Consider the following 20421-nt stretch of genomic DNA (forward strand, 5'->3'; position numbering starts at 1 on the left):
TTCTAGCAAGACAACATAAACATCATGGCACTGAAACCCGAGGCTTATTTTGGGGTGACAGATCACGCAACTATTGAAATTTCTCAAGAAAGTTTTCGTTCTGTCCTCGGTCTAATAGAAGCTGAACTCCTCTGTAGCGACACCTACAGCCAAGCTCTAGCTAGCTTGCAAACGATGTTGGGTGAAGCAGCCTCCGCTGCCGAAATTTTAATTAGAGCAGTTAGCAGAGAAGCCGTTAAGCTCGCATTCGATCGGTTTCCTAAACCAAACAAAACGGAAATACAAGTTGCCCAAGAAAGTTTGGCGACTGCAATTGGCGCCGCACCCTCTGTTAAAGAATTAGAGCCACCAGTAGATGCTCCTGTTTTCTATTGGCGCAGTGCTAGTGTCGAAGCGCCTTCTAACACCGAGTCCGATAATGAAAATTGCGATCGAGAGTCTAACACTTTAGAAGACAACAAACCAGCGCCCCAAGACGAAATTCAAGTCGAGTCGGCTGCAACTGCAACTGTCATCAGCCCCGCCAAATCCTTGCCAGGGTTCGGTTTTCCCAAGAAACCTAAAAAACTCACCAACGAAGAAGCAGCAGTAATGGCAGTTCAACAGCGAGAAGAGTGCTTGCAGGAGTTGGGCAGAGAATTGCGCAAGGGGCGACAAGTTCGATCGCTATCCCTCCAGCAACTCCACAGTCAAACTCTCGTCCCGCTGCACCACATCGAATCAATCGAAAATGGGGAAATGGAGAAACTGCCCCAAGATATTTACGTTAGAGGTTTTATCCGCAGACTCGGCGACGCTTTGGGGCTAGACGGCACCGCGATGGCGAATGCTTTGCCCAAACCCGCTCCGAGCGACATTTCTAGCACATATTTGTCTATTTCCAACTCACAGTCAGACGAAGGCTTTCAAATGCGTCCAGTGCATTTGTACATCGGCTACACCGCTTTGATGGCGGGGGCGATAGGAGGTGTAGGTTGGCTGTCGCAGCAACCCGTGGTGCCGGGGGCAAATGCAGCACCTCCAACGCAGGTGACACCGCCAGCCTCAGTTGCACCGTCTCCGAAAAGCCAAGCCCCGACACCTCAACCGGGTTTGAAGAAGTCTAACAGTCACGGAGGAATGATTATGGGGGCTGACATGGCTCCGCCGGAGGTGATTTTTGGTTAGAGTGTTGTTGGGCGATCGATCGCCCGACAACACTCTAGGCACAGGCCAAGTTTCAAAATCTCAAATCCCCCAATCGTGTCCCCAAAGTGAATTTTCAATTACATCAGGAAACCCAATATGTGCGATAAACTATCTATTTGACCAGTCATTTCGAGGTTTCCGAGAAAATGAGTTCCCCTGCCACCGTTGCTTCCTCCGATCTCGATCCGCTATCGACTCAGCCACAAACAGTCACGAGTTTGGCTGTATCGCACAGTGCTTTGGTAGCCGCTTCTCAACTGCCACAAAAATCTTGGACAATAGAAGATAGCGAGAAACTATACCGCATTCAAGGTTGGGGCGAACCCTATTTTTCGATCAATGCCGCCGGTCACGTTACAGTCTCTCCCAAGGGCGATCGCGGCGGTTCCCTCGACTTGTGCGAACTGGTAGAATCGCTCAAACAGCGAAATTTGGCTTTGCCCCTGCTGATTCGATTCTCTGATATTTTGGAAGATCGGATCGATCGCCTAAATTCCTGTTTTGCCAGAGCGATCGCCCGCTACAATTACAAAAACGTCTATCGCGGTGTCTTTCCAGTCAAATGCAACCAGCACCGACAATTAATTCAAGACTTGGTGCGTTTCGGTCAACCCCATCACTTCGGACTAGAAGCCGGCTCAAAACCAGAATTAATGATCGCTTTGGCGACCTTAAAAACCCCAGGCGCTTTGTTAATTTGCAACGGTTACAAAGACCGCGAATACATCGAAACCGCAATTTTGGCTCAGCGGCTAGGGCAAACTTCCGTGATTGTGCTGGAGCAAATTGAGGAAGTAGAACTCGCAATCGCAGCGAGCAAAGCATTGGGAATTAAACCGATTTTGGGGGTGCGAGCCAAACTCACTACCAAAGGTATTGGCCGCTGGGGAGGTTCCACGGGCGATCGGGCAAAATTTGGCTTGACAATTCCTGAAATTATCCGCGCCGTCGGGGAACTAGAAAAAGCTGGAATGCTCGACTGTTTGCAGTTACTGCACTTCCACATCGGCTCTCAAATTTCCTCAATTAGCGTCATCAAAGACGCCATTCGGGAAGCCAGCCACATCTATGTAGAATTAGCGAAATTGGGAGCTAACATGAACTACTTGGACGTAGGTGGCGGGCTCGGCGTTGACTACGACGGCTCTAAAACCAACTTCCACGCTTCCAAAAACTACAATATGCAAAACTACGCAAACGACGTAGTAGCGGGAGTTAAAGATGCCTGTGATGAGCGGAAACTGCCGGTGCCAATTATCATTAGTGAAAGCGGGCGGGCGATCGCATCTCACCAATCAGTCTTAGTTTTTGACGTACTCGGTACTAGCGATGTCCCCAGAGAAGTACCAGAACCAGTAGACGAAAACGCACACCAAATTCCGCGCAATCTTTACGAAATCTACCAATCTATCACTCCCGAAAATTACCAAGAAGTCTATCACGATGCTATCCAATTCAAGGAAGAAGCAATCAGTTTATTTAACTTAGGCTATTTGGGAATTGCGGAACGGGCAAAAACCGAACAGTTGTACTGGGCTTGCTGCGATAAAATACAGACAATCGCGCGGCAAAAAGACTACGTATCGGACGATTTGGAAGACCTGGAAAAGGTGATGGCGTCCATTTATTACATCAACTTATCTGTTTTTCAGTCAGTACCAGACAGTTGGGCAATTAACCAATTGTTCCCAATTATGCCAATTAACCGACTCGACGAAGAACCGACTCAACGAGGAATTTTAGCTGATCTCACCTGCGACAGCGACGGCAAAATTGACCAATTTATCGATTTGCGAGATGTCAAGTCGGTTTTGGAGCTGCATACTCTCAAACCCGGAGAACCTTACTATTTGGCGCTATTTTTGGGAGGTGCTTATCAAGAAATTATGGGCAATCTTCACAACTTATTCGGCGATGCAAATACAGTTCACATTCAGCTAACGCCTTCTGGCTATCATATCGAACACGTTGTGAAAGGGGACACTATGAAAGAAGTTCTCAGCTACGTACAATATGATGCAGAAAGTTTGGTTGAAAGCATCCGCCGTCAGACAGAAGCAGCTTTGCAGCAAAATAAAATTACTCTTTCCGAGGCCCAACTTTTGCTGCAAAATTACGAGCGGAGTCTCAGTCAATATACTTATTTGCAGTCCTAGTCAGTTGACAGTTGACAGTTGACAGTTGACAGTTGACAGTTGGCAGTTGGCAGTTGACAGTTGACAGTTGACAGTTGGCAGTTGACAGTTGACAGTTGACAGTTGACAGTTGACAGTTGGCAGTTGGCAGTTGACAGTTGACAGTTGACAGTTGTCATTAGGAGTGCTGTCCCCGATCGCGAACCTCATCCAAGGTCATTAGTCATTAGTTGACAACTGATGACTAATGACCTTGGATGAGGTAGAGTGCAAAAGGAGAAATTTACCAATTAGCAATTACCAATTAGCAATTACCAATTATTCACCACCAGTGTCGCTGAGAATTTGTGCGATCGTCCGCTGCTCTTCTCCATGTACAGTTGGTAAAACTTGGCGAGCGTCAGTAATCAGCCAATCGAGAGCCGCCGCTTGCAAATCGATCGAAGCCCCGGTTTTATCAACGCAGTAGCGCCCGAACACCAGTTTGTCAACCAACCGCACCTCCGGCCCCAAACGGGAATACTCAAAAATCACGCTGTTTTCCACAGTCGCCCCGCTGCAAAGCCAACAATTTGGGCCGATCATTGTCGGGCCGACAATTTTTGCTCCGTCTTCAATTTTCGTCATCCCGCCAATGTAAACAGGCCCGGTAATATCAACTTTGTCCCAGTTCACAGCTACATTCAAACCAGCGTAAATACCCGGGCGCACTTCAATTCCCGGAATCGAAACATTTTTGATTTCTCCCAACAGCACGCTCTGAATAGCCCGCCAATAGTCAGGAACTTTTCCGATATCCACCCACTCAAAGTCCATGCTAATCCCGTAAAAAGGCGCTCCTGCTGCTACTAGGGCCGGGAATAACTGCGAACCGATATCGTATTCCTCACCCGAAGGGATGTAATTGAATATTTCCGGTTCAAAAATATAAATACCAGTGTTAATGTCGGTACTCAGAGCTTCCTCTACAGAAGGTTTTTCTTGGAAATCTTTAATTTTGCCAGAATCGTCTGTTACCACAACTCCGTAACTAGGAACCTGCTCGCGGGGAACTGATTTCATCACAATAGTAGCGATCGCCCCTTTTTCCCGATGCCACTTCACAGCAGCAGTCAAGTCCAAGTCAATCAAAGCATCGCCGCACAGCACCACAAAAGTATCGTCAAAAAACGGCGAGAAGTCCTGAATTCGCCTCATGCCGCCAGCGGAACCGAGAGCCTCTCCAATCAGTTCTCCGTCCTCAATTCGCCCTTCAAAAGAATAGCCAATTTGTACCCCAAACTTTTGACCGTCACGGAAGTAGTTTTCAATCACATCTGCGAGGTGGGAAACATTGACCATAATCTGGTCAAATCCGTGCTGGCGGAGCAATTCTACCAAGAACTCCATCACAGGCTTTTGCAGGATGGGAATCATCGGTTTGGGTATTGTCTGAGTAATGGGACGGACGCGAGTGCCTTTACCTGCCGCCAGAATCATCGCTTTCATTCTTAACTTCCTCAACCCTCTGTTAATTGATATCAACTCAACAATTAGATGCTAGCGGTTGCGATCGCATCGATGGCGATCGCAGCAAAATCCTGACCTGTTTATAGGCGACATCGTACCAGGCTATCAATCATTTATGCCCAATTTGCCTGTTTGCCTGGATTTAACCAACCAGGAATCAGAAATCAGAAATAATATCAAGTCAGGGTGAATGCAGGTACATTGCGCTAGGGACGGGTTCGCCCGGATATCCGTCAAGAGTTCCAGAGACCGGTCAACCCGCCCCGGAAGCCTATCTGATGCACATCCAAGCTCACAGCGCCCTGATTTTGAGGTCTTGATAAAACTCCTCTTGAAGCAACTCTACTTTAGACTGAGCCGACAGCAGCAACAGCGCCCAAAAAACACCCACGCGGTCATAATTGGGCAAGGGAACTTCCCCAGTCGATAGCGGGGGCTGATGGTCAACAGAGGAATGCAAACCGTTATGATGCCAGAGTTCCAGCAATTTGTCCAATTCGAGCCAACCCTCGTCAATTTCTGAGCCGCGCTGGGCGAGAAACTGATCGAGTTCATTAGCCGTTTCCACGAGATTTTCTTGGTGAGCCAGCTCAAATATAGCCTGGGCTGCTTGCGATCGCATTTTTGAGGTCGGGCGGCGCCGGGGAGCAACTGTCTGCTCCATTGCAGCTTTCATCAACTGCAACTGCTCGATCAGTTCTGGGAGAGTCACCGGGCGTTTTTGTGGCAGTTGAGCTACACCGCGACGGCGCAATTGCCGCTCCAGATGCTGCGGCAAATTTCGCCCTCGTTCTGCGTCTTCGAGGGCGGCTTCGTCCAATTCGGGATTTGGCGGGGGTTCTGAGAGGACAATACTTTCTGCTTTGAGCAAAACCAGCATTGAAGCGTACAAAAACGCTTGGCCGGAGTGGGACAAATCGGAGAAATCCGAACTCTGATCGGCATCGGAGGCGTTGGTGAGTTGGCTCAAACATCGATCAAACACTTCAATGACTTTAACGTCCCAAGGATCGATTTCTCCCCGTTCTGCTAAGTCAATTAAAATTGCGATCCCCTCAGAAATAGTTTCTAAACCATTTTGATCTCTGGAAACAGCCATTCGATTTTATGTTTTATATTTTATATTTTAGATTTGTACTCTCCGAAAACGAGAGAGCATATCAACTTAATTGGTACTCATTTCAGCAGTCTTGACCTCAGTCGAATCTGCACTTTCTAACAAAGGTGGTTTAGCTTCTACTTCTGCTTGATCAGAAAATTGGGTTTTAAACCCAATTTTCTGATAATTTGAACGGTAGTCGGCTCTGTATTTTCGATGCTGAATAATACTAGAGCCAAGCAAATCAGAAAGATGAAGAAGAAGTTTAATACTCGCATTTTCTGTTCCTAATTCTCAATTCCGGTTATGCAAATTATTTGCCATTTGTCAACTTTTTTTGCAGAGGCTCCCAGTTTTTTTTGATAATATCAAATCTGGTCAATGAACGATAATATCCTAGGGGCGGGTTTATGGGAACTTTGAGAGTTTATTGAACCGCGAACCCGCCCTGGAGCGAACATATCCTTTTTAGGTTTGGCTGATGTTTTGCGGTTTTTTGCTAATTCCCAGCGCTGGCAATATTTGATATTTCACAGCAATACCTGCCGCTACAAATAAGGCAATAATCAGCGCCCCAATGCCTACGGGACTGGGAATCCAGAATGTCGCCTCCAAATAGTTAAGTTCCCCCGGCTTCAGCTTCCAAACTAACTGCTTTCCCTGCTGATAGCTTTGGGGAACCAGCGCACCGGCGACAGTAGTTTCAATATTTTCGGCACCCCAAGGCGTGTTCAAGCTAAAGTCTAGCTCCAAAAGTCCCCCCGGACTCAGCAGCGGACTGCCGTTTGAGGAAAGCAGAGAAAGTGAGCGCAAATCCAATTCCAAGCTCAACCGATTGCGCAGCACCAATAACAAATTATTCTGCTTGACATTCAGGTGAGATTCAAACTTGGGTAAATCTGTTTCTAGGGGACTTGCGACGCGAGATTTGTTGGTTTGTGCGATCGGATTGTAGAATTGGTTGAACTTGTCTTCTAACTCGGCTCCATTATTAAAAGGAATAGTCACCATAACTTCTGTCTCGGAAAGCCGTTTAGTTTTTCCATCCAGCAATCTCACCCGCTGTTCTACGCTTTTCAACCAATCTCGAACGGTTTCGCTGCTGAAACTCGTCAACCTTTCCCCCAGTTTAATGTGCTGCACGATTTCGCCGCGAGTTTGACTCTCAAAGTTAACTCCGACATCGTACTGAACACAGCCAGTCACTAGAGTTAAAAGACACAAGACAAAAGGTAAAAGAAAGAAAAACTTTTTTTTCCTCTTCCCAGTTCCATCCTTGACAATTTCCTGCTTCATTTTACCTTTTTTCCTATTTTTACCTTTAAACCGCTTCTAAAAACCTGAAGAACTCATTCAACTGTCAACTGTCAACTGTCAACTGTCAACTGTCAACTGTTTAAGGTACAACCAATAGTCCGGCAAGGGTTGAAACCCCTGCCTCAAAGCTGAAGTCATCTCAAGAGGACTGAAGAACTCATTCAACTGTCAACTGTCAACTGTCAATTGTCAACTATTTAAGATTGCCTCGAAGCTACACCCAACTGTTGAAACAGCATACTCGGCAAATATGCTGCACCGCCTACCCATTCGGCTTCGCTGCTTAAATCTGCCAAATTTTTAAAGGCTTCAAAAATGCTGCCTGCCACCATTGTATTCTTGACGCGACCGACAATTTTGCCTTTTTCTACTTTATAGCCTAAGTCCAAGTTGACAGAAAATTCGCCAGCTAACTGATTGGATTGGCCGGCACCTAAAACTTGCTCTATTATCAGGCCTTCGTCCATGCTAGCAATCAAGTCTTGGGTGCTGGTATTTCCTGGGGAAATGCAGAAGTTAGTCAAATCTGGGCCTGGGCGAGACAATCCGCCACGAAAACCGTTACCGGTTGATTGTACACCGGCGCGAGCGGCCCATCTGCGATCCCAGTAAAATCCGGTGACGGTTCCTTTGTCAATCAAGGTTTTGCGGGTGGTGGGTGTACCTTCGTCGTCAAAGGGACAGGCGGAAGGCCCTAAAGTTGGGTCTTCAAAAAAGGTGAAGCGTTCGTCAAATAAGGTTTCGCCGATTTTGTCGGCTAGGGGAGAGGCTTTTTGGACTACTGCTTGACCTGAAAGGATTGTATCAAAGAGGCTGCCTAATGTGCTGGCGGCGGCTCTGGGGGTAAATAAGACTGGGTAGGAACCGCTGGTGATGCTGGCTGGATGTTCGGCGAGGCGGTATTTTTCGAGGAGTGATTGCAGGATGCTGTTGGTGTCCAGGGGTCGATCGCGCGCGACATCATAACTGTATGCTTGCATAAAGTCTTCTCCTACTACCAAGTTGCCTGCGATCGTCCCGCTGACTATTTGGCTGCTTCTTTCGGCATACACGTCGCGCGTCGTGGCAATTTTCACCCGGCCGCTGCGGACGTGAAAGCCTACATCTACCATAATATCGGGATTGTAGGCGTGAACTTGCTCGATGAGGTTTTTGCCGTTTTCGACTAATTCTTGGGTTGTGGGCGGAGTGTAGGTGGTTTCCGGGCCTTTTAGATGGAAGTTGGAGGCGAGTTCAAATTCTGCGGGGTCGCCGATTTCGGCTGTTTGAATCGCTGCATCTACTAAGTCGTCTATCCGGGTTAAGTCTGTGGAACTAGCAAAGCCGATTTTGCCTTTGTAAATCAGCCGGAGTGCTACGCCTTGCAGTGCTTTGGTTTGCAGGGATTTGAGGCGATTGTTCTCAAATTCGATCGGCGTGTCTTGACTGGATAGGTAGTATACTTCAGCAGCATCAGCTCGCTGACTTGCCAATTTCAATATCTGTTCTATGGTGGAATCGCTCACAATAATCGCCTTTCTGGTTTGGTCTTTGTTCTATTTTAGCGATTTTGGGTGTGGGCGGAAACTGGGTTTTTTCGCAAAATTTGGAGGAATTGCATCGGAATGATTTAACCGCAGAGAGCGCAGAGGACACAGAGGAAGAGTATTGAGAGATGAATACAGGACGATGCTAGCTGATTTGATATCAGATCATTTCTGTTTGATTCGGACTTGTATGATGTTAAATTTTGTAGGGCGATGCCAGCAATAATTGCCCATAATCGATAATCTCATAAACCCGCCCCCGCCTGAACATCCGCAATAATTTCCTTCACTATCTCGGCATCAGGCGATCGCAAATGCTGTAAAATCTCTAAAGATTGCTGCAAATAATTCAAAGCTTTGTCAAAATCTCCCTTCTCATCTGCTAACAACTGTCCAAGCATTGCGAAACTAGCAGCTTTCCCTTGAACATTGCCAATTTTTTCCTCAACTTCGAGAGATTGTTGATAAAATGCGATCGCCTTTTCTACATCCCCTTGATTCGCATAGATTCCTGCTAGTTGGTGCAAACTAGCTGCTTTCCCTTGAACATCACCAATTTTTTCCTTAAGTTCGAGAGATTGTTGATAAAATGCGATCGCCTTTTCTACATCCCCTTGATTCGCATAGATTCCTGCTAGACAGTGCAAAGTAGCAGCTTTCCCTTGAACATCGCCAATTTTTTCGTAAATTTCGAGAGATTGTTGATAAAATGCGATCGCCTTTTCTACATCCCCTTGATTGGCATAGATTATTGCTAGATTGTGCAAAGTAGCAGCTTTCCCTTGAACATCGCCAATTTTTTCGTAAATTTCGAGAGATTGTTGATAAAATGCGATCGCCTCTTTGGGATTTCCCCAATCGTCCTGAATCCATCCTAATTGATATAAAGTATTTGCCTTTAAAGATATAAAATCTTCATCATCTTTCACCAAATCTAACGCTTGTTTCAAATAGTATGTTGCTGTCGAGTATTCACTCCGGCTGCGATAAGCAATTGCCAGATCATTCAAAACTCTAATGCGAGTTTTCAAATCCTCGTGAGTTTGCTCCCGCCCATTCGAGGGAGTGTATTCAATCAATAACCTTTTCAATAAATCGATCCGTTCCTGCTTTTCTGGAACCTCACAATTGCTAATCCCTTTGCGAGCATCCAGAGTTTGAGAAATCGCATCATCTCTAGTATTTGCAGGAGTTTTGAATACAAAAGTTCCCGAATTCCAGGCCCAGAAATCCGGCGCAAAATTAGCAACTCGCGTAATCGCATAATCTGGCAAACAAAACAGCATTAGATGCGGTACTTTAACCGGATAAGCATCTCGTACCCAATTAAAATCAACCAACATCGGCGGATATTCTCCCGTCATCCCGATCGCATTTTCCACCCCCCGCACAATGAAAATCAACTTCTTGTCTGCTTGAACCTCAACTGTTGGCAAAACCTTCAGAATTTCATCCATCAAAAAGCGCATATCAGAATCGGGAAAATCCCAAATCTCAAACTGCATATCTTGACAATCGGGATGGTTAATCAATGCCTGAATAATCGCATCTCTATCCTTCGCAAAATTACTTTGGATAAATCCCAAATCAAAGGCATTGTCGGGAACAATATCAACAAATGTCAGCAATTGGTCAAAAGATTCTTGATTGAATTCAACAATCCTTTGTCTATCTATTTCAGGGATTTCCTTGAATTGATCTAAGGGCTTGTTGGAAAGCATAACTTTGTTTTACGAGTGGGTTGACATAATTCCACCGACTACTCCCGTTGTATTCCAAGACAGAAAGATTGAATAATAAATTTTGTCCGATTTCTTCTTTATCGATATCTTTGTCGATGCAAACTCGCGCTAATATAGTATAATATTCTGGCGTAGGAGTAGACCTTTCAAAATCAAATTGCTGTTGATTTAAAGCGTAAGTGACATCTTCAGCCAAAACTTTACTGTGTTTGCGAGTAATGGCTGTGCGACAAGTCGATCGAGTTATCTGCATCAATTGTCGGACGTGACCGCCACTAGCTTTTGCCAAATCTAGCAGCCGTTGTCGATCGTCAAATACCGCACTAATATCAACCCGCTGTTCAATTAAACGGGCAACTCCCTCTAATCTTTGCTGATTGTAATTTAAATCGCACTCACTACGATTAAATTCATAAATATTCACCATTGGCACGATATTGGGATTGCTAAACAAGTTGCTAACATTTTTATATGAATAAATTACCGAAATCGGCACTGTATAGATGATTGTACAGTCTAGTTCTTGGAGTTGAGGAGCGTAATCAAAAAACAAATGATTACCAACATTTGGAGGAATCCGGTCTAAGTTATCAACAATCAGCAAAAATCCTTTTTGGTAACGGTTGGGATATTTGTGTCTCAGCTTCTTAAAAGCATCTTTCAATAACAGATTAATATCTGCTTGCAAGCGGGATAGATTACGCTGAAGAGTTTCGCGAATCACTTGTTTTTGTTGACTAGAACCTTTGATTTGACCGATTAATTTTGCAGTCAACTTAGAAATAAACGGAATTTCTGCACCTGCACTTGCTTCGGTTTCGATGCTAGCGGAAAGTTGAACACTTTCTTCTGTTTCTTTAGTGACTTCTTTAAACCACAATTCAAAACTATGTAATAGTTTTTGATCAAACTTCAATCCTAATTCAGTTAAATCATCAGCTACTTTGTTGATAACTAACAAATATAAATCGGTATATTCAGCATCAAGAACATCTAGTTCCTGATCGAATTCTATATAAATCACCCGATATTCATTTTCCCATCGCGACTGAATCCGTTTTAATTCTGTACTTTTGCCACATCCCCGATGTCCCGTAAACAAAATTGTGTTAAATTCTCCCGGTTCTTGAAGATCCAAATCCGTGCTAACATCGTCGATCGCTACTGTGTTGCGTACTGCGGACAAATCCACATAATATCGTGCAATATCATCGCCCGTTAGAGGCTTGACATCGCAAGCGCGGTAAGCTTCTTTGAGTGTTTTGGCGCGGTTGGTGGGGAGTGAAGTCATCGGATTGTAGATTGTAGATGTTGGATTTTAAATTTTGGATTGAACCAACAGTTGGTCTTAATAACTAATAAACAAGCCACCTAAAATCAAAAATATGGCAATTAACGCCACCCAGATAAACCTATTATCTTTGGTATTCACCTGACTCAAATCTACAGGTTCTTGTACGGCGGGCTTTGGTTTGGCGTACTTGATATCAGCGTTGGGATTTGCTTGAAAACTGATTGATTGATTTTCATCTAAAGCTGCTAAATCGGGGATTTTTACCGTCCATTCATCAGGGATACTGAGTTTGGGGGCTTCGAGAATGAACAGCAAGCGCTTGGCTTGCTGGCGGGTTTCTTGGCGCGGATGGCGGGTGAGTTTGCGGCAAAGCTCGATCGCCCTTTCGGTATCGCCAGAGGCTTCGTAGGCTGTCACCAGCCACATCTGCACGTCGCCGCCTAATCTGGAAGTGCGATCGACCAAACCCGTCGCTGTTTCCAAACTCTGGATAGCTTGAGCATACAGACCGCTCTCAAAAGCTACTCGGCCCGCTTGATACTCAGTTTGAACAATTTCTAACTTTTCTGAACTCACCAGCCCCCACCCAATTCACAAATATTAGTTCCCAAATTCCCCAAAAGCTAGAATTCGCTGTTGTTTTGCGACATACCTGACTCATTGTCCCGTTTGGAACCCAGCAAGTCTAACTGGTCTACTCTAATTACTGGCTTCGAGCGATTTGAACCCGTATTGCGGTCTTGCCAGCGATCGAACTTCAAAGAGCCTGTTACTCCAATTAGAGCGCCTTTGCGAACGTAGTCAGCAGCGACTTGCGCTGTTTTCCCCCAGATTTCCAGATTAAACCAGTCTGGCTGATCGTTGTTCTTGCTTCTGCGGTTGACTGCCAGCGTCAAATTACACTTAACTGTACCCGACTCAAAATACTTCACGTCCGGGTCGCCACCGACGCGGCCGACCAAAGTCACAACATTAAGACTCATAAATTTTTTCGGGAATGTGCTCGATTGGTGATGTAGTTAAACTCTCCCTGAAGGGCGATCGCCTCCAAACTTAACTTGGAACAGCGCGAATCAGGGCTTCATCCTGATTTTACACCCACTTACCAGAACATACTTATTGTGGATGATTGGCGAGGCAAGCGTTCAACTTATGCTCGACAATGTTACGTTTCGACTAGACTCAGGATGAAAAACGTAATAGAATCCACCTCGGTTACACTTTTGTAACAACATTATTGCACACATTAGTATTTTAGTTTTGGGGGGGTACAAATCAGTGGGTCTTCTCAATCGATTTTCCTTATCTAGAGATATGGGTATCGACCTCGGTACTGCTAACACGCTCGTTTATGTATCTGGCAAAGGTATTGTTCTGCAAGAGCCGTCCGTAGTGGCGATCGACCAAGACTTAAAAATACCGCTGGCTGTTGGAGAAGAGGCTAAAAAAATGCTTGGGCGCACGCCTGGGAATGTCATAGCATTGCGCCCGCTTCGCGACGGGGTAATCGCCGACTTCGATACAGCCGAACTCATGCTCAAGACTTTTATCCGCAGAGTTCACGAAGGCCGAAGCTTAGTTTCGCCGCGGATCATTATTGGCATCCCCAGTGGTGTCACTGGTGTCGAGAGGCGCGCTGTGATTGAGGCGGCTACTCAGGCCGGTGCTAGAGAAGTACGGTTAATTGATGAACCTATCGCTGCGGCGATCGGGGCTGGACTGCCTGTGGCTGAGGCAACTGGCAATATGATTATAGATATCGGTGGGGGTACGACGGAAGTTGCGGTTTTGAGTTTGCAAGGTACGGTGATCAGTGAGTCTGTCCGGGTAGCCGGTGATGAACTCAATGAGGCGATCGTCCAATACATGAAAAAAGTTCACAATTTGGTGATCGGCGAACGCACTGCTGAAGAAATTAAGATTCAGGTGGGTTCCGCATATCCAACGACCGAGGATGACGATGTGATCATGGAAGTGCGCGGCTTGCACTTGCTCTCCGGTCTACCGCGAACTGTTACAATCAAAGGCCCAGAAATTCGCGAAAGTATGTCGGAACCGCTGTCAGTAATTGTGGAAGCTGTCAAACGTACTTTGGAACGCACACCCCCGGAATTAGCGGCAGATATTATTGACAGGGGAATTATGCTGGCCGGTGGCGGAGCACTGATGAAAGGTTTAGATACTCTAATCAGTCACGAGACAGGAATTGTCACTCATGTGGCAGCCGATCCTCTTTGCTGCGTGGTTTTGGGAACTGGTAGGGTATTGGAAAACAAACAGTTGGAACGGGTATTCAGCGGGCAGTCGTCGCGCAGTCTGTAATTAACAAACTTGGGATTTTGGATTTAGAAATAGGTCTGCCATCTAAACTCTAAAATCCTGACATAACAATTTTACTTGATTGAAATTATGCTAAAGCACACAATCCGCAGGTGGTGGGATCTGCGTCTACAAATTGCTCTTTTAGGTTTAGCGGTAACTGCGGCTTGGGGGGTTCGACAAACACAAGGTGCTGTACTTTTTGAAGTTTACAATTGGGTGTCTCGTCCGTTTCAAGCCAACGGCTCTGGACAAGAGCAACTCATCTCGGCTCGCACTCAAGAATTGCAAGCGCAACTATTAGAATCAGAGACTCAAAATCAGAAGTTAAAAGAACTTTTAGGTTACGTTTCTGCTAAGAAACCTAAAGGAATTGTCGCTCCGATTGTGGGGCGCAGCGCTGACCATTGGTGGCAGCAAGTAACCTTGGGGCGCGGCAGTAATGATGGCATTAAAACAGATTTTACTGTGATGGGCCCTGGCGGTTTGATAGGTCGGGTTGTCAGTGTTACTCCTAATACTAGCTTAGTGCTGTTAGCTAGCGACCCTACAAGTCAATTGGGTGTGGGAATTACCCGCAGTCGTAATATGGGTTTTATGCGCGGTAAAGGCCCAAATCAGGCTGTGATGGAGTTTTTTGATAATGTTCCCAATGTTAAGCCTGGAGATTTGGTTTCAACTTCTTCTTTCAGTCAGTTGTTCCCTGCTGGTTTGCCGGTGGGAAAAGTGGTTTCGGTTGATCTGAATAAAACTCCGGCTCCCGAAGCTGTTATTGAGTTTTCTGCACAGATGAATTCTCTGGAGTGGGCGGTGGTTTACCCACACTCTAAGGAATCTGAACAAAAGGCTTCGCAGGGTCAATCTTCTGCACCGTCTGGGGGAGCAAAGCCGTAATGAAGCCTTTATCTCGGATGTTTTGGCGATCTCGCAAATTTTTGAATTTCGGCGTTACATTTGCTTCTGTGATGCTGTGTATACTGATATTGCCGACTCGGTTTCCGGGAATGGAATTGCTGGGAATTGGCCCGAACTGGCTGTTAATTTGGTTGGTAGCTTGGAGTATTAAGCGGAGACGTACAGTTTGGGGAGCTGCTAGTATGGGCATCGCTTTGGGGTTTCTTCAAGATGCGATGACGGCTCCTAATCCCACCCACGCTGTAAGTCTAGTTGTTGTAGGTGTCTTAACGGTTGTTTTGCAGAAAAGTTGGTCGATTCCGGCTGATATTGTTGAGAGAGATCCGGTTCCAATCGCGTTAATTGTGTTTGGGATGGCGGTGGTGGCGGAAACGGTGATGGGGCTACAATTTTTCGCTATGGGCGATCGGGCTTTACTGGAAATTTGGAGCTATCATCAGCGTGTGGCTTTGTGTTCTGCTATTCTCAGTAGTCTTTGGGCTCCGGTGATTTATTTTCCCCTGAATCGCTTGTGGGAAATGACCAGAAGTTTAGAAAAATTTTAGTCATTAGTTAACTGTTGACTGTTAACAGTTAACTGTTGACTGTTAACAGTTAACTGTTGACTGTATAGAGGTTATCAAAAAAGTGAGGTATACGGGCGATGCCCCATGCCCCATGCCCCATGCCCACTGTTAGTGAGAAAGGCTATATAGTCATTCTACTATTACTTGTTGCCCCAAACCTAATAAGTGATGAACGGCAATAATTAAGTCGCTGAGAATGAAATTAGGCTGGTGCTTTTGCAGTTGATAGTGGCTGCGAATGCCGCACGTAACGGCAATTGTTGGTATTCCCAATGCTTGTCCTGCGAGGATATCTGCTTCGGTATCTCCGATCATCCAAGCCGAACCCAGCGATGACTCAAATTCTTCTGCAACTTCAGCCAACAATTCGGTTTTTAAGGCTGTATAGTTGTGATAGGCCGCATCGGGTATCTGAGTTCCGCGAATGGACGTAAACAGTCTGGCTAAACCGTAATTTTGCAACAGTTGAACGGCTTGATTTCTCGGCCGCAGGGTGACCAAAATCAGCCGCACGCCGCGGGAGTGCAGAAGTGCGATCGCCCATTGCACTCCTGGCTGGATGCGATCTAAGTGCAACAAGTCTGGCTGATTGACAATCCGACTCACGCATCCGAGAAAAACGTGAATTTCTTCTCCCGATAAGCCCGAACTTTTGGCTATTTCAGTATCGGGGACTCGGTTTTGTTTCATTTCCCAAAACTGCTGTTTGCTGAGGATTTGGAGGTTGAGGTTGATTCTCCTGGCATCATAAGCTGCTTGAGTGTCCGCTAATCCCTGTTGATAGGTGGCGTAGTAGCGATCGGACACATCGACGATCGGCCCGTCTAAATCGCAAAATACTGTCATCCGGGGGGACGAGTCAGCCTCTGATGGTAGCTTGTACTGAGGGTTTTCGGAATTGGGGGCGACAGCAGTTAACATATAAGGTTAAGTAAATCAAGGATAACGATACATTTCTTGACTTTACCAAGAATTTTATAAGTTATAAGACAAAATTTCAAGTTATATCATTAAAAAAACCTATGATAATTATGAGGAGAGCTCTCAGAAAGGGCGATCAGGCCAATCGTCGATAAATTCAAGGGAAAAAGTGATTTTTGTAGCTGTTGATATTTGCTTTAGCCATTAAAGTTTAGAATTAAGTTTTTAGTCTTTTGTAAATTACCCATGCTCAAACAAAGCGATTTTGTTAGGAATCCAGACACTAATCGAGTAGAAGTGCTTTCAGAAGCACTACCTTACATTCAACACTTTGCCGGCCGCACGATTGTGGTCAAATATGGCGGTGCTGCGATGAAAGATAGCACTCTCAAAGACAAAGTTGTTCGGGATATTGTGCTGCTAGCTTGCGTGGGGATGCGTCCCGTTGTGGTTCACGGCGGCGGCCCAGAAATTAATATTTGGCTGGAAAAGTTGGGAATAGAGCCACAATTTAAGGATGGTTTGCGGGTGACTGATGCGGCGACAATGGAAGTCGTAGAAATGGTTTTGGTGGGAAAAGTAAACAAGGAAATTGTTTCGTTAATCAACCAAGCTGGCGGCAAAGCAGTAGGATTATGCGGCAAGGATGCGAATCTAATTCAAGCTCGTCCAGATGGCCGGGAAGGAATTGGGTTTGTTGGTGAAGTTAGCGGCGTGGAAATCAACATCTTAGAGTCTTTGGTGAACAGCGGTTATATTCCGGTGGTGTCGAGCGTGGCGGCGGATCAATTCGGTCAATCTTACAACATTAATGCTGACACAGTTGCCGGGGAAATTGCCGCTGGTTTGGGAGCAGAAAAATTGATTTTGATGACTGATACTGCGGGAATTTTGGAGGATTATCACAACCCGGAGAGTCTGATTGCTAAGTTGGATATTCAAGAAGCGAGACAGTTAGTTGAGTCGGGAGTTGTGTCTGGGGGGATGATTCCGAAGGTTAATTGTTGTGTGCGAAGTTTGGCTCAGGGTGTGAAGGGCGCTCACATTATTGACGGGCGAATTCCTCATGCTTTGCTGCAAGAAATATTCACGGATGCGGGGATTGGTTCGATGATTGTTGCTTCTGAGTTTAGTGGGGCGAAGTTAAGGAATAAGTAATGCGTAAATTTTAGCTTGGGGCGGGTAGGTGAAGCGGTAAATCATTGCTTTACCCGTCCAGAGAATCGCTTTCTAGTTCGCCAGTAGGACTTGTGGGAACTATTGTTTAAGTGTATGATACGGGAAAGGAGTGTCAATATTTAGTGGAGTTTGCTGATACTCAAGGGATTGAATATGCTATGGCTATTTTGAAAGCAGATGAGATTTGAGTTTTGCAATACGATCTAGCAGTTGCTTAGTAATGTGAGGAGAATAGAAGTTCGATAGGGGCGATCGCACTTTTGGAAGAAGGGGCGATCGCTCGCGTGAGATTTGGGATGGGATATGGGCGCATTTTTGGAATGAAAAGGATCTCGCCCGCGTGAGATTTGGGATGGGATAGGGGCGCATTTTTGGAAGGAAAGGGATCTCGCCCATTGATAGGGTTTGAGTGTTACACTAAAAATACAGCATTGTTCGGTGACAATTGCGTCATACCCTACTTGCAGGAGGAAAATACCTGGTAACTACGCTCGAAATTGACAAAACTCTTCTTCAAGAAGCCCTTGATTTGAGTAATCATCCAACACCTAATACATTAATTGAAGCGGCTTTACGCGAGTTCATTCAACGTCACAAGCAACTAAAAATATTGGAATTGTTCGGTACTATTGACTACGATGAAGATTATAACTACAAGCAATAGCGACAAACAAGGGGAAAGTCGAGATATTGTGAAAGAATTAAAGCGGAACAGTCCACTGTCTCCGTTACCAGAAAAATTTAGATTAATTAGGGGGTGATGAGGAGTTATAATGAAACTACCCAATGGCAATCAGGCTGAAGTTTCTCTGCAAAAGCTGGTCGGCTATTGCTTAAATCCAGAGCATTCTCGTGGAAAGCACAAAGCCAGAGTGTTTGCATCGGTTTTGGGAATCACGGCTAATAATGCAGAAGTTTTGCGAAAGCTTATTCAAAAAGCAGCCATTGAAGGTGAAGTTGTCCAAGAAAATACTACTGATTTTGGGCAACAGTTTAAAGTTGATTGGACTGTACCCGATACAGTGGGGATTGAGCTTCGGACAATCTGGGAAATTACTTCGACTAATTCTAACCCTCGTTTGATTTCAGCTTTCTTAAACCATGATAAAAAACTTTAGACTTTTGGATTCTGTTGCGATTCTCCAGCCTGTTTCAAATACGCGATTAACGCTAGTGGAACCGGAATATGAATCTGTTTCTAGTTTGCCAGTAGGACTTGTGGGAACTATTGTTGAAGTGTATGATACGGGAAAGGAATGTCAGTATTTAGTGGAGTTTGCTGATAGTGAAGGGATTGAATATGCTATGGCTATTTTGAAAGCAGATGAAATTTTAGTTCTGCAATATGAACTTGCAGTTGCTTAGTAATGTGAGGGGAATAGAAGTTACATAAAGGCGATCGCACTTTTGGACTGAAATGGCGATCGCCCGCGTGAGATTTAGGATGGGATAGGGGCGCACTTTTGGAAGGAAAGGGCGATCGCTCGCGTGAGATTTAAGATGGGATAGGGGCGCACTTTGGTACTTGGGATGACCACCGCCCTGAATCTTTTACCGAGTTTTAGCGTAAGCTATAATAAAGATGGATCTGTCCTGTTAATCTTCGATGACTACACAATCTGTTTCGCGTTATGTCGCACGTCACCCTAAAATCTTGCAAGGCGAACCAATTATCGCAGAAACGTTTCAACGTGCCAATCTTCGGAACTTAATCCGACTCTTTCAATAACTTTTAAACAAAATGAATTAATATCTTCAGCAGATAAATCAAGTTCAATAAATGCCCCGTTTTCTAGTTGTCTGGAATATCTGAAATTTTGATCATTCCAATTCACCAAACGAGGATAATCTTGAACAAGTTCCTGAAACTTATCTTTATCTAAATCAGCAACAATATTCAGAGTAGTTTCCAACACATCTCGCCAGCTTTTAACGGTATGTTTTTTGTTAAGTACGGACAATACTGTTGGTTTTGTTCCCCTAACTATACCCTCAACTTTTTCTTGTCCCGCTCCTTCCCCAAAGTAAGGCCATATTTTCAGGCAAATTTCGGCTAAATCTTCCGATCGCTGTTCAATATCTTCTCTATTCCAGGTTGTTTTTTCTTGAAAATACTGATTTAATTCCAGATGACTTTCTAGTAAAATATCCCGCTTTTTGGGAAAAGGATGATTAGAAAGTTCGGGATTATATCCTGTTAAAGTTAAATTTCCCAGCGTATGTAATAAAAGTTCGTGAGTTATTTCCCAATCTTCCCCTAAAGATTTTTCCCAATCTTTATTTAGCTTTTGGGGCATAATATGTTCAATTGAAAGATTATTGAAAAATACCCCTTCTTTATGACCGAATGATTGTTCGATTGATTCTAAAATTAGTCTAGCCTTTTCTGACTTCTTAACACCATAAAGTTCTACTTCTTTTAACATTGATTTAAACTTCTCGTCCTTGGGATAGTTTTTGCCACTAAGAATTTCCTTTAATCCCACCATAAAATTTTGATCTATTTTTTGTTTAATTTGACTGTATAGAGAAGGAAACATTTTGTTTAGGGAGTTAGTGGGAAGGTTACAAACAAAACGCCGAATAATAAAATTTTCAAGAATCTTTAAGACTTTCACAAATTCATCAATTGAAAATTTACCTTCACTAGACCTCTTGCAAAAAAAATCTATGCTATAATAGAAATTTTTCAATTTAATCCCCCTAGAGCT

19 protein-coding genes are annotated in these 20421 nt (G+C 44.8%); 9 read left to right on the plus strand and 10 right to left on the minus strand.

Going from position 1 to position 20421, the window contains the following annotated elements; genetic code table 11:
• Window positions 1–24 precede the first annotated feature (24 nt).
• On the plus strand, window positions 25–1167 hold the full coding sequence (locus K4039_RS14250; protein ID WP_265235842.1) for a RodZ family helix-turn-helix domain-containing protein: 1143 nt from the start codon (window positions 25–27) through the stop codon (window positions 1165–1167).
• A 167-nt stretch (window positions 1168–1334) separates the two neighbouring features.
• Window positions 1335–3344, plus strand: a complete 2010-nt coding sequence (gene speA / locus K4039_RS14255) for a biosynthetic arginine decarboxylase (RefSeq protein WP_265235843.1) — start codon at window positions 1335–1337, stop codon at window positions 3342–3344.
• A gap of 297 nt (window positions 3345–3641) precedes the next feature.
• Here speA and K4039_RS14260 read toward each other — a convergent pair whose 3' ends face one another.
• The 8 genes from K4039_RS14260 to K4039_RS14295 all read right to left on the minus strand — a co-directional run bounded on the left by K4039_RS14260 (window position 3642) and on the right by K4039_RS14295 (window position 12793).
• Window positions 3642–4811, minus strand: a complete 1170-nt coding sequence (locus K4039_RS14260; RefSeq protein ID WP_265235844.1) for an NDP-sugar synthase — start codon at window positions 4809–4811, stop codon at window positions 3642–3644.
• A gap of 313 nt (window positions 4812–5124) precedes the next feature.
• Window positions 5125–5931 (minus strand): segregation/condensation protein A, encoded by an 807-nt coding sequence (locus tag K4039_RS14265; protein WP_265235845.1) that lies wholly within the window; start codon window positions 5929–5931, stop codon window positions 5125–5127.
• Window positions 5932–6399: 468 nt separating this feature from the next.
• The gene (locus K4039_RS14270) at window positions 6400–7227 is read right to left on the minus strand and encodes a DUF3153 domain-containing protein (RefSeq protein ID WP_265235846.1); all 828 of its coding nucleotides are present in this window, start codon (window positions 7225–7227) and stop codon (window positions 6400–6402) included.
• A gap of 218 nt (window positions 7228–7445) precedes the next feature.
• On the minus strand, window positions 7446–8753 hold the full coding sequence (locus K4039_RS14275; RefSeq protein WP_265235847.1) for a TldD/PmbA family protein: 1308 nt from the start codon (window positions 8751–8753) through the stop codon (window positions 7446–7448).
• A 266-nt stretch (window positions 8754–9019) separates the two neighbouring features.
• Complete coding sequence (locus K4039_RS14280; RefSeq protein ID WP_265235848.1) at window positions 9020–10495, minus strand: tetratricopeptide repeat protein; 1476 nt, start codon at window positions 10493–10495, stop codon at window positions 9020–9022.
• Window positions 10452–11807, minus strand: coding sequence for a P-loop NTPase fold protein (locus K4039_RS14285; RefSeq protein WP_265235849.1), 1356 nt, complete (start codon window positions 11805–11807; stop codon window positions 10452–10454). The genes K4039_RS14280 and K4039_RS14285 overlap by 44 nt, the downstream gene beginning before the upstream one ends.
• 57 nt (window positions 11808–11864) lie before the next feature.
• Window positions 11865–12386 carry a tetratricopeptide repeat protein gene (locus K4039_RS14290; protein ID WP_265235850.1) on the minus strand — a complete coding sequence of 174 codons (522 nt, stop codon included), beginning with the start codon at window positions 12384–12386 and terminating at the stop codon, window positions 11865–11867.
• A 47-nt stretch (window positions 12387–12433) separates the two neighbouring features.
• A complete protein-coding gene (locus K4039_RS14295) occupies window positions 12434–12793 on the minus strand; it encodes a single-stranded DNA-binding protein (RefSeq protein WP_265235851.1) in 360 nt (119 codons plus the stop codon).
• Window positions 12794–13124: 331 nt separating this feature from the next.
• Here K4039_RS14295 and K4039_RS14300 point away from each other — a divergent pair, with 331 nt between their 5' ends.
• The 3 genes from K4039_RS14300 to mreD all read left to right on the plus strand — a co-directional run bounded on the left by K4039_RS14300 (window position 13125) and on the right by mreD (window position 15589).
• Entirely contained in the window at window positions 13125–14132 is a 1008-nt protein-coding gene (locus K4039_RS14300; RefSeq protein ID WP_265235862.1) for a rod shape-determining protein, read from the plus strand.
• 87 nt (window positions 14133–14219) lie between these two features.
• Window positions 14220–15023, plus strand: coding sequence for a rod shape-determining protein MreC (gene mreC, locus K4039_RS14305; RefSeq protein WP_265235852.1), 804 nt, complete (start codon window positions 14220–14222; stop codon window positions 15021–15023).
• Window positions 15023–15589 carry a rod shape-determining protein MreD gene (gene mreD, locus K4039_RS14310; protein ID WP_265235853.1) on the plus strand — a complete coding sequence of 189 codons (567 nt, stop codon included), beginning with the start codon at window positions 15023–15025 and terminating at the stop codon, window positions 15587–15589. Before mreC ends, mreD begins: the two co-directional genes overlap by 1 nt.
• Window positions 15590–15739: 150 nt before the next feature.
• Here the strand turns inward: mreD and K4039_RS14315 are convergent, their stop codons facing one another.
• Window positions 15740–16531 (minus strand): HAD family hydrolase, encoded by a 792-nt coding sequence (locus tag K4039_RS14315; protein WP_265235854.1) that lies wholly within the window; start codon window positions 16529–16531, stop codon window positions 15740–15742.
• 246 nt (window positions 16532–16777) lie between these two features.
• Between K4039_RS14315 and argB the strand changes: the two genes are divergently transcribed.
• The 4 genes from argB to K4039_RS14335 all read left to right on the plus strand — a co-directional run bounded on the left by argB (window position 16778) and on the right by K4039_RS14335 (window position 19075).
• Window positions 16778–17689 carry an acetylglutamate kinase gene (gene argB / locus K4039_RS14320; protein WP_265235855.1) on the plus strand — a complete coding sequence of 304 codons (912 nt, stop codon included), beginning with the start codon at window positions 16778–16780 and terminating at the stop codon, window positions 17687–17689.
• 466 nt (window positions 17690–18155) lie between these two features.
• Window positions 18156–18374 (plus strand): type II toxin-antitoxin system VapB family antitoxin, encoded by a 219-nt coding sequence (locus tag K4039_RS14325; protein ID WP_265235856.1) that lies wholly within the window; start codon window positions 18156–18158, stop codon window positions 18372–18374.
• Window positions 18375–18483: 109 nt separating this feature from the next.
• The gene (locus K4039_RS14330; RefSeq protein WP_265235857.1) at window positions 18484–18828 is read left to right on the plus strand and encodes a DUF6883 domain-containing protein; all 345 of its coding nucleotides are present in this window, start codon (window positions 18484–18486) and stop codon (window positions 18826–18828) included.
• Complete coding sequence (locus K4039_RS14335) at window positions 18812–19075, plus strand: DUF4926 domain-containing protein (protein WP_265235858.1); 264 nt, start codon at window positions 18812–18814, stop codon at window positions 19073–19075. The genes K4039_RS14330 and K4039_RS14335 overlap by 17 nt, the downstream gene beginning before the upstream one ends.
• 305 nt (window positions 19076–19380) lie before the next feature.
• On the opposite strand, the gene K4039_RS14340 is transcribed toward K4039_RS14335, so the two are convergent.
• Window positions 19381–20421: HNH endonuclease family protein (locus K4039_RS14340; protein WP_265235859.1), on the minus strand; the 1041-nt coding region annotated here is incomplete at its 5' end.

This window comes from Lyngbya sp. CCAP 1446/10 (genome assembly GCF_026130175.1).
In the GTDB taxonomy this organism is placed as follows: domain Bacteria; phylum Cyanobacteriota; class Cyanobacteriia; order Cyanobacteriales; family Microcoleaceae; genus Microcoleus.

Bases quoted from the DNA above. Each gene is read 5' to 3' on its own strand.
- K4039_RS14250 (WP_265235842.1), top strand. From the start codon at position 25: ATGGCACTGAAACCCGAGGCTTATTTTGGGGTGACAGATCACGCAACT.
- speA (WP_265235843.1), top strand. From the start codon at position 1,335: ATGAGTTCCCCTGCCACCGTTGCTTCCTCCGATCTCGATCCGCTATCG.
- K4039_RS14260 (WP_265235844.1), bottom strand. From the start codon at position 4,811: ATGAAAGCGATGATTCTGGCGGCAGGTAAAGGCACTCGCGTCCGTCCC.
- K4039_RS14265 (WP_265235845.1), bottom strand. From the start codon at position 5,931: ATGGCTGTTTCCAGAGATCAAAATGGTTTAGAAACTATTTCTGAGGGG.
- K4039_RS14270 (WP_265235846.1), bottom strand. From the start codon at position 7,227: ATGAAGCAGGAAATTGTCAAGGATGGAACTGGGAAGAGGAAAAAAAAG.
- K4039_RS14280 (WP_265235848.1), bottom strand. From the start codon at position 10,495: ATGCTTTCCAACAAGCCCTTAGATCAATTCAAGGAAATCCCTGAAATA.
- K4039_RS14285 (WP_265235849.1), bottom strand. From the start codon at position 11,807: ATGACTTCACTCCCCACCAACCGCGCCAAAACACTCAAAGAAGCTTAC.
- K4039_RS14295 (WP_265235851.1), bottom strand. From the start codon at position 12,793: ATGAGTCTTAATGTTGTGACTTTGGTCGGCCGCGTCGGTGGCGACCCG.
- K4039_RS14300 (WP_265235862.1), top strand. From the start codon at position 13,125: ATGGGTATCGACCTCGGTACTGCTAACACGCTCGTTTATGTATCTGGC.
- mreC (WP_265235852.1), top strand. From the start codon at position 14,220: ATGCTAAAGCACACAATCCGCAGGTGGTGGGATCTGCGTCTACAAATT.
- mreD (WP_265235853.1), top strand. From the start codon at position 15,023: ATGAAGCCTTTATCTCGGATGTTTTGGCGATCTCGCAAATTTTTGAAT.
- K4039_RS14315 (WP_265235854.1), bottom strand. From the start codon at position 16,531: ATGTTAACTGCTGTCGCCCCCAATTCCGAAAACCCTCAGTACAAGCTA.
- argB (WP_265235855.1), top strand. From the start codon at position 16,778: ATGCTCAAACAAAGCGATTTTGTTAGGAATCCAGACACTAATCGAGTA.
- K4039_RS14330 (WP_265235857.1), top strand. From the start codon at position 18,484: ATGAAACTACCCAATGGCAATCAGGCTGAAGTTTCTCTGCAAAAGCTG.
- K4039_RS14335 (WP_265235858.1), top strand. From the start codon at position 18,812: ATGATAAAAAACTTTAGACTTTTGGATTCTGTTGCGATTCTCCAGCCT.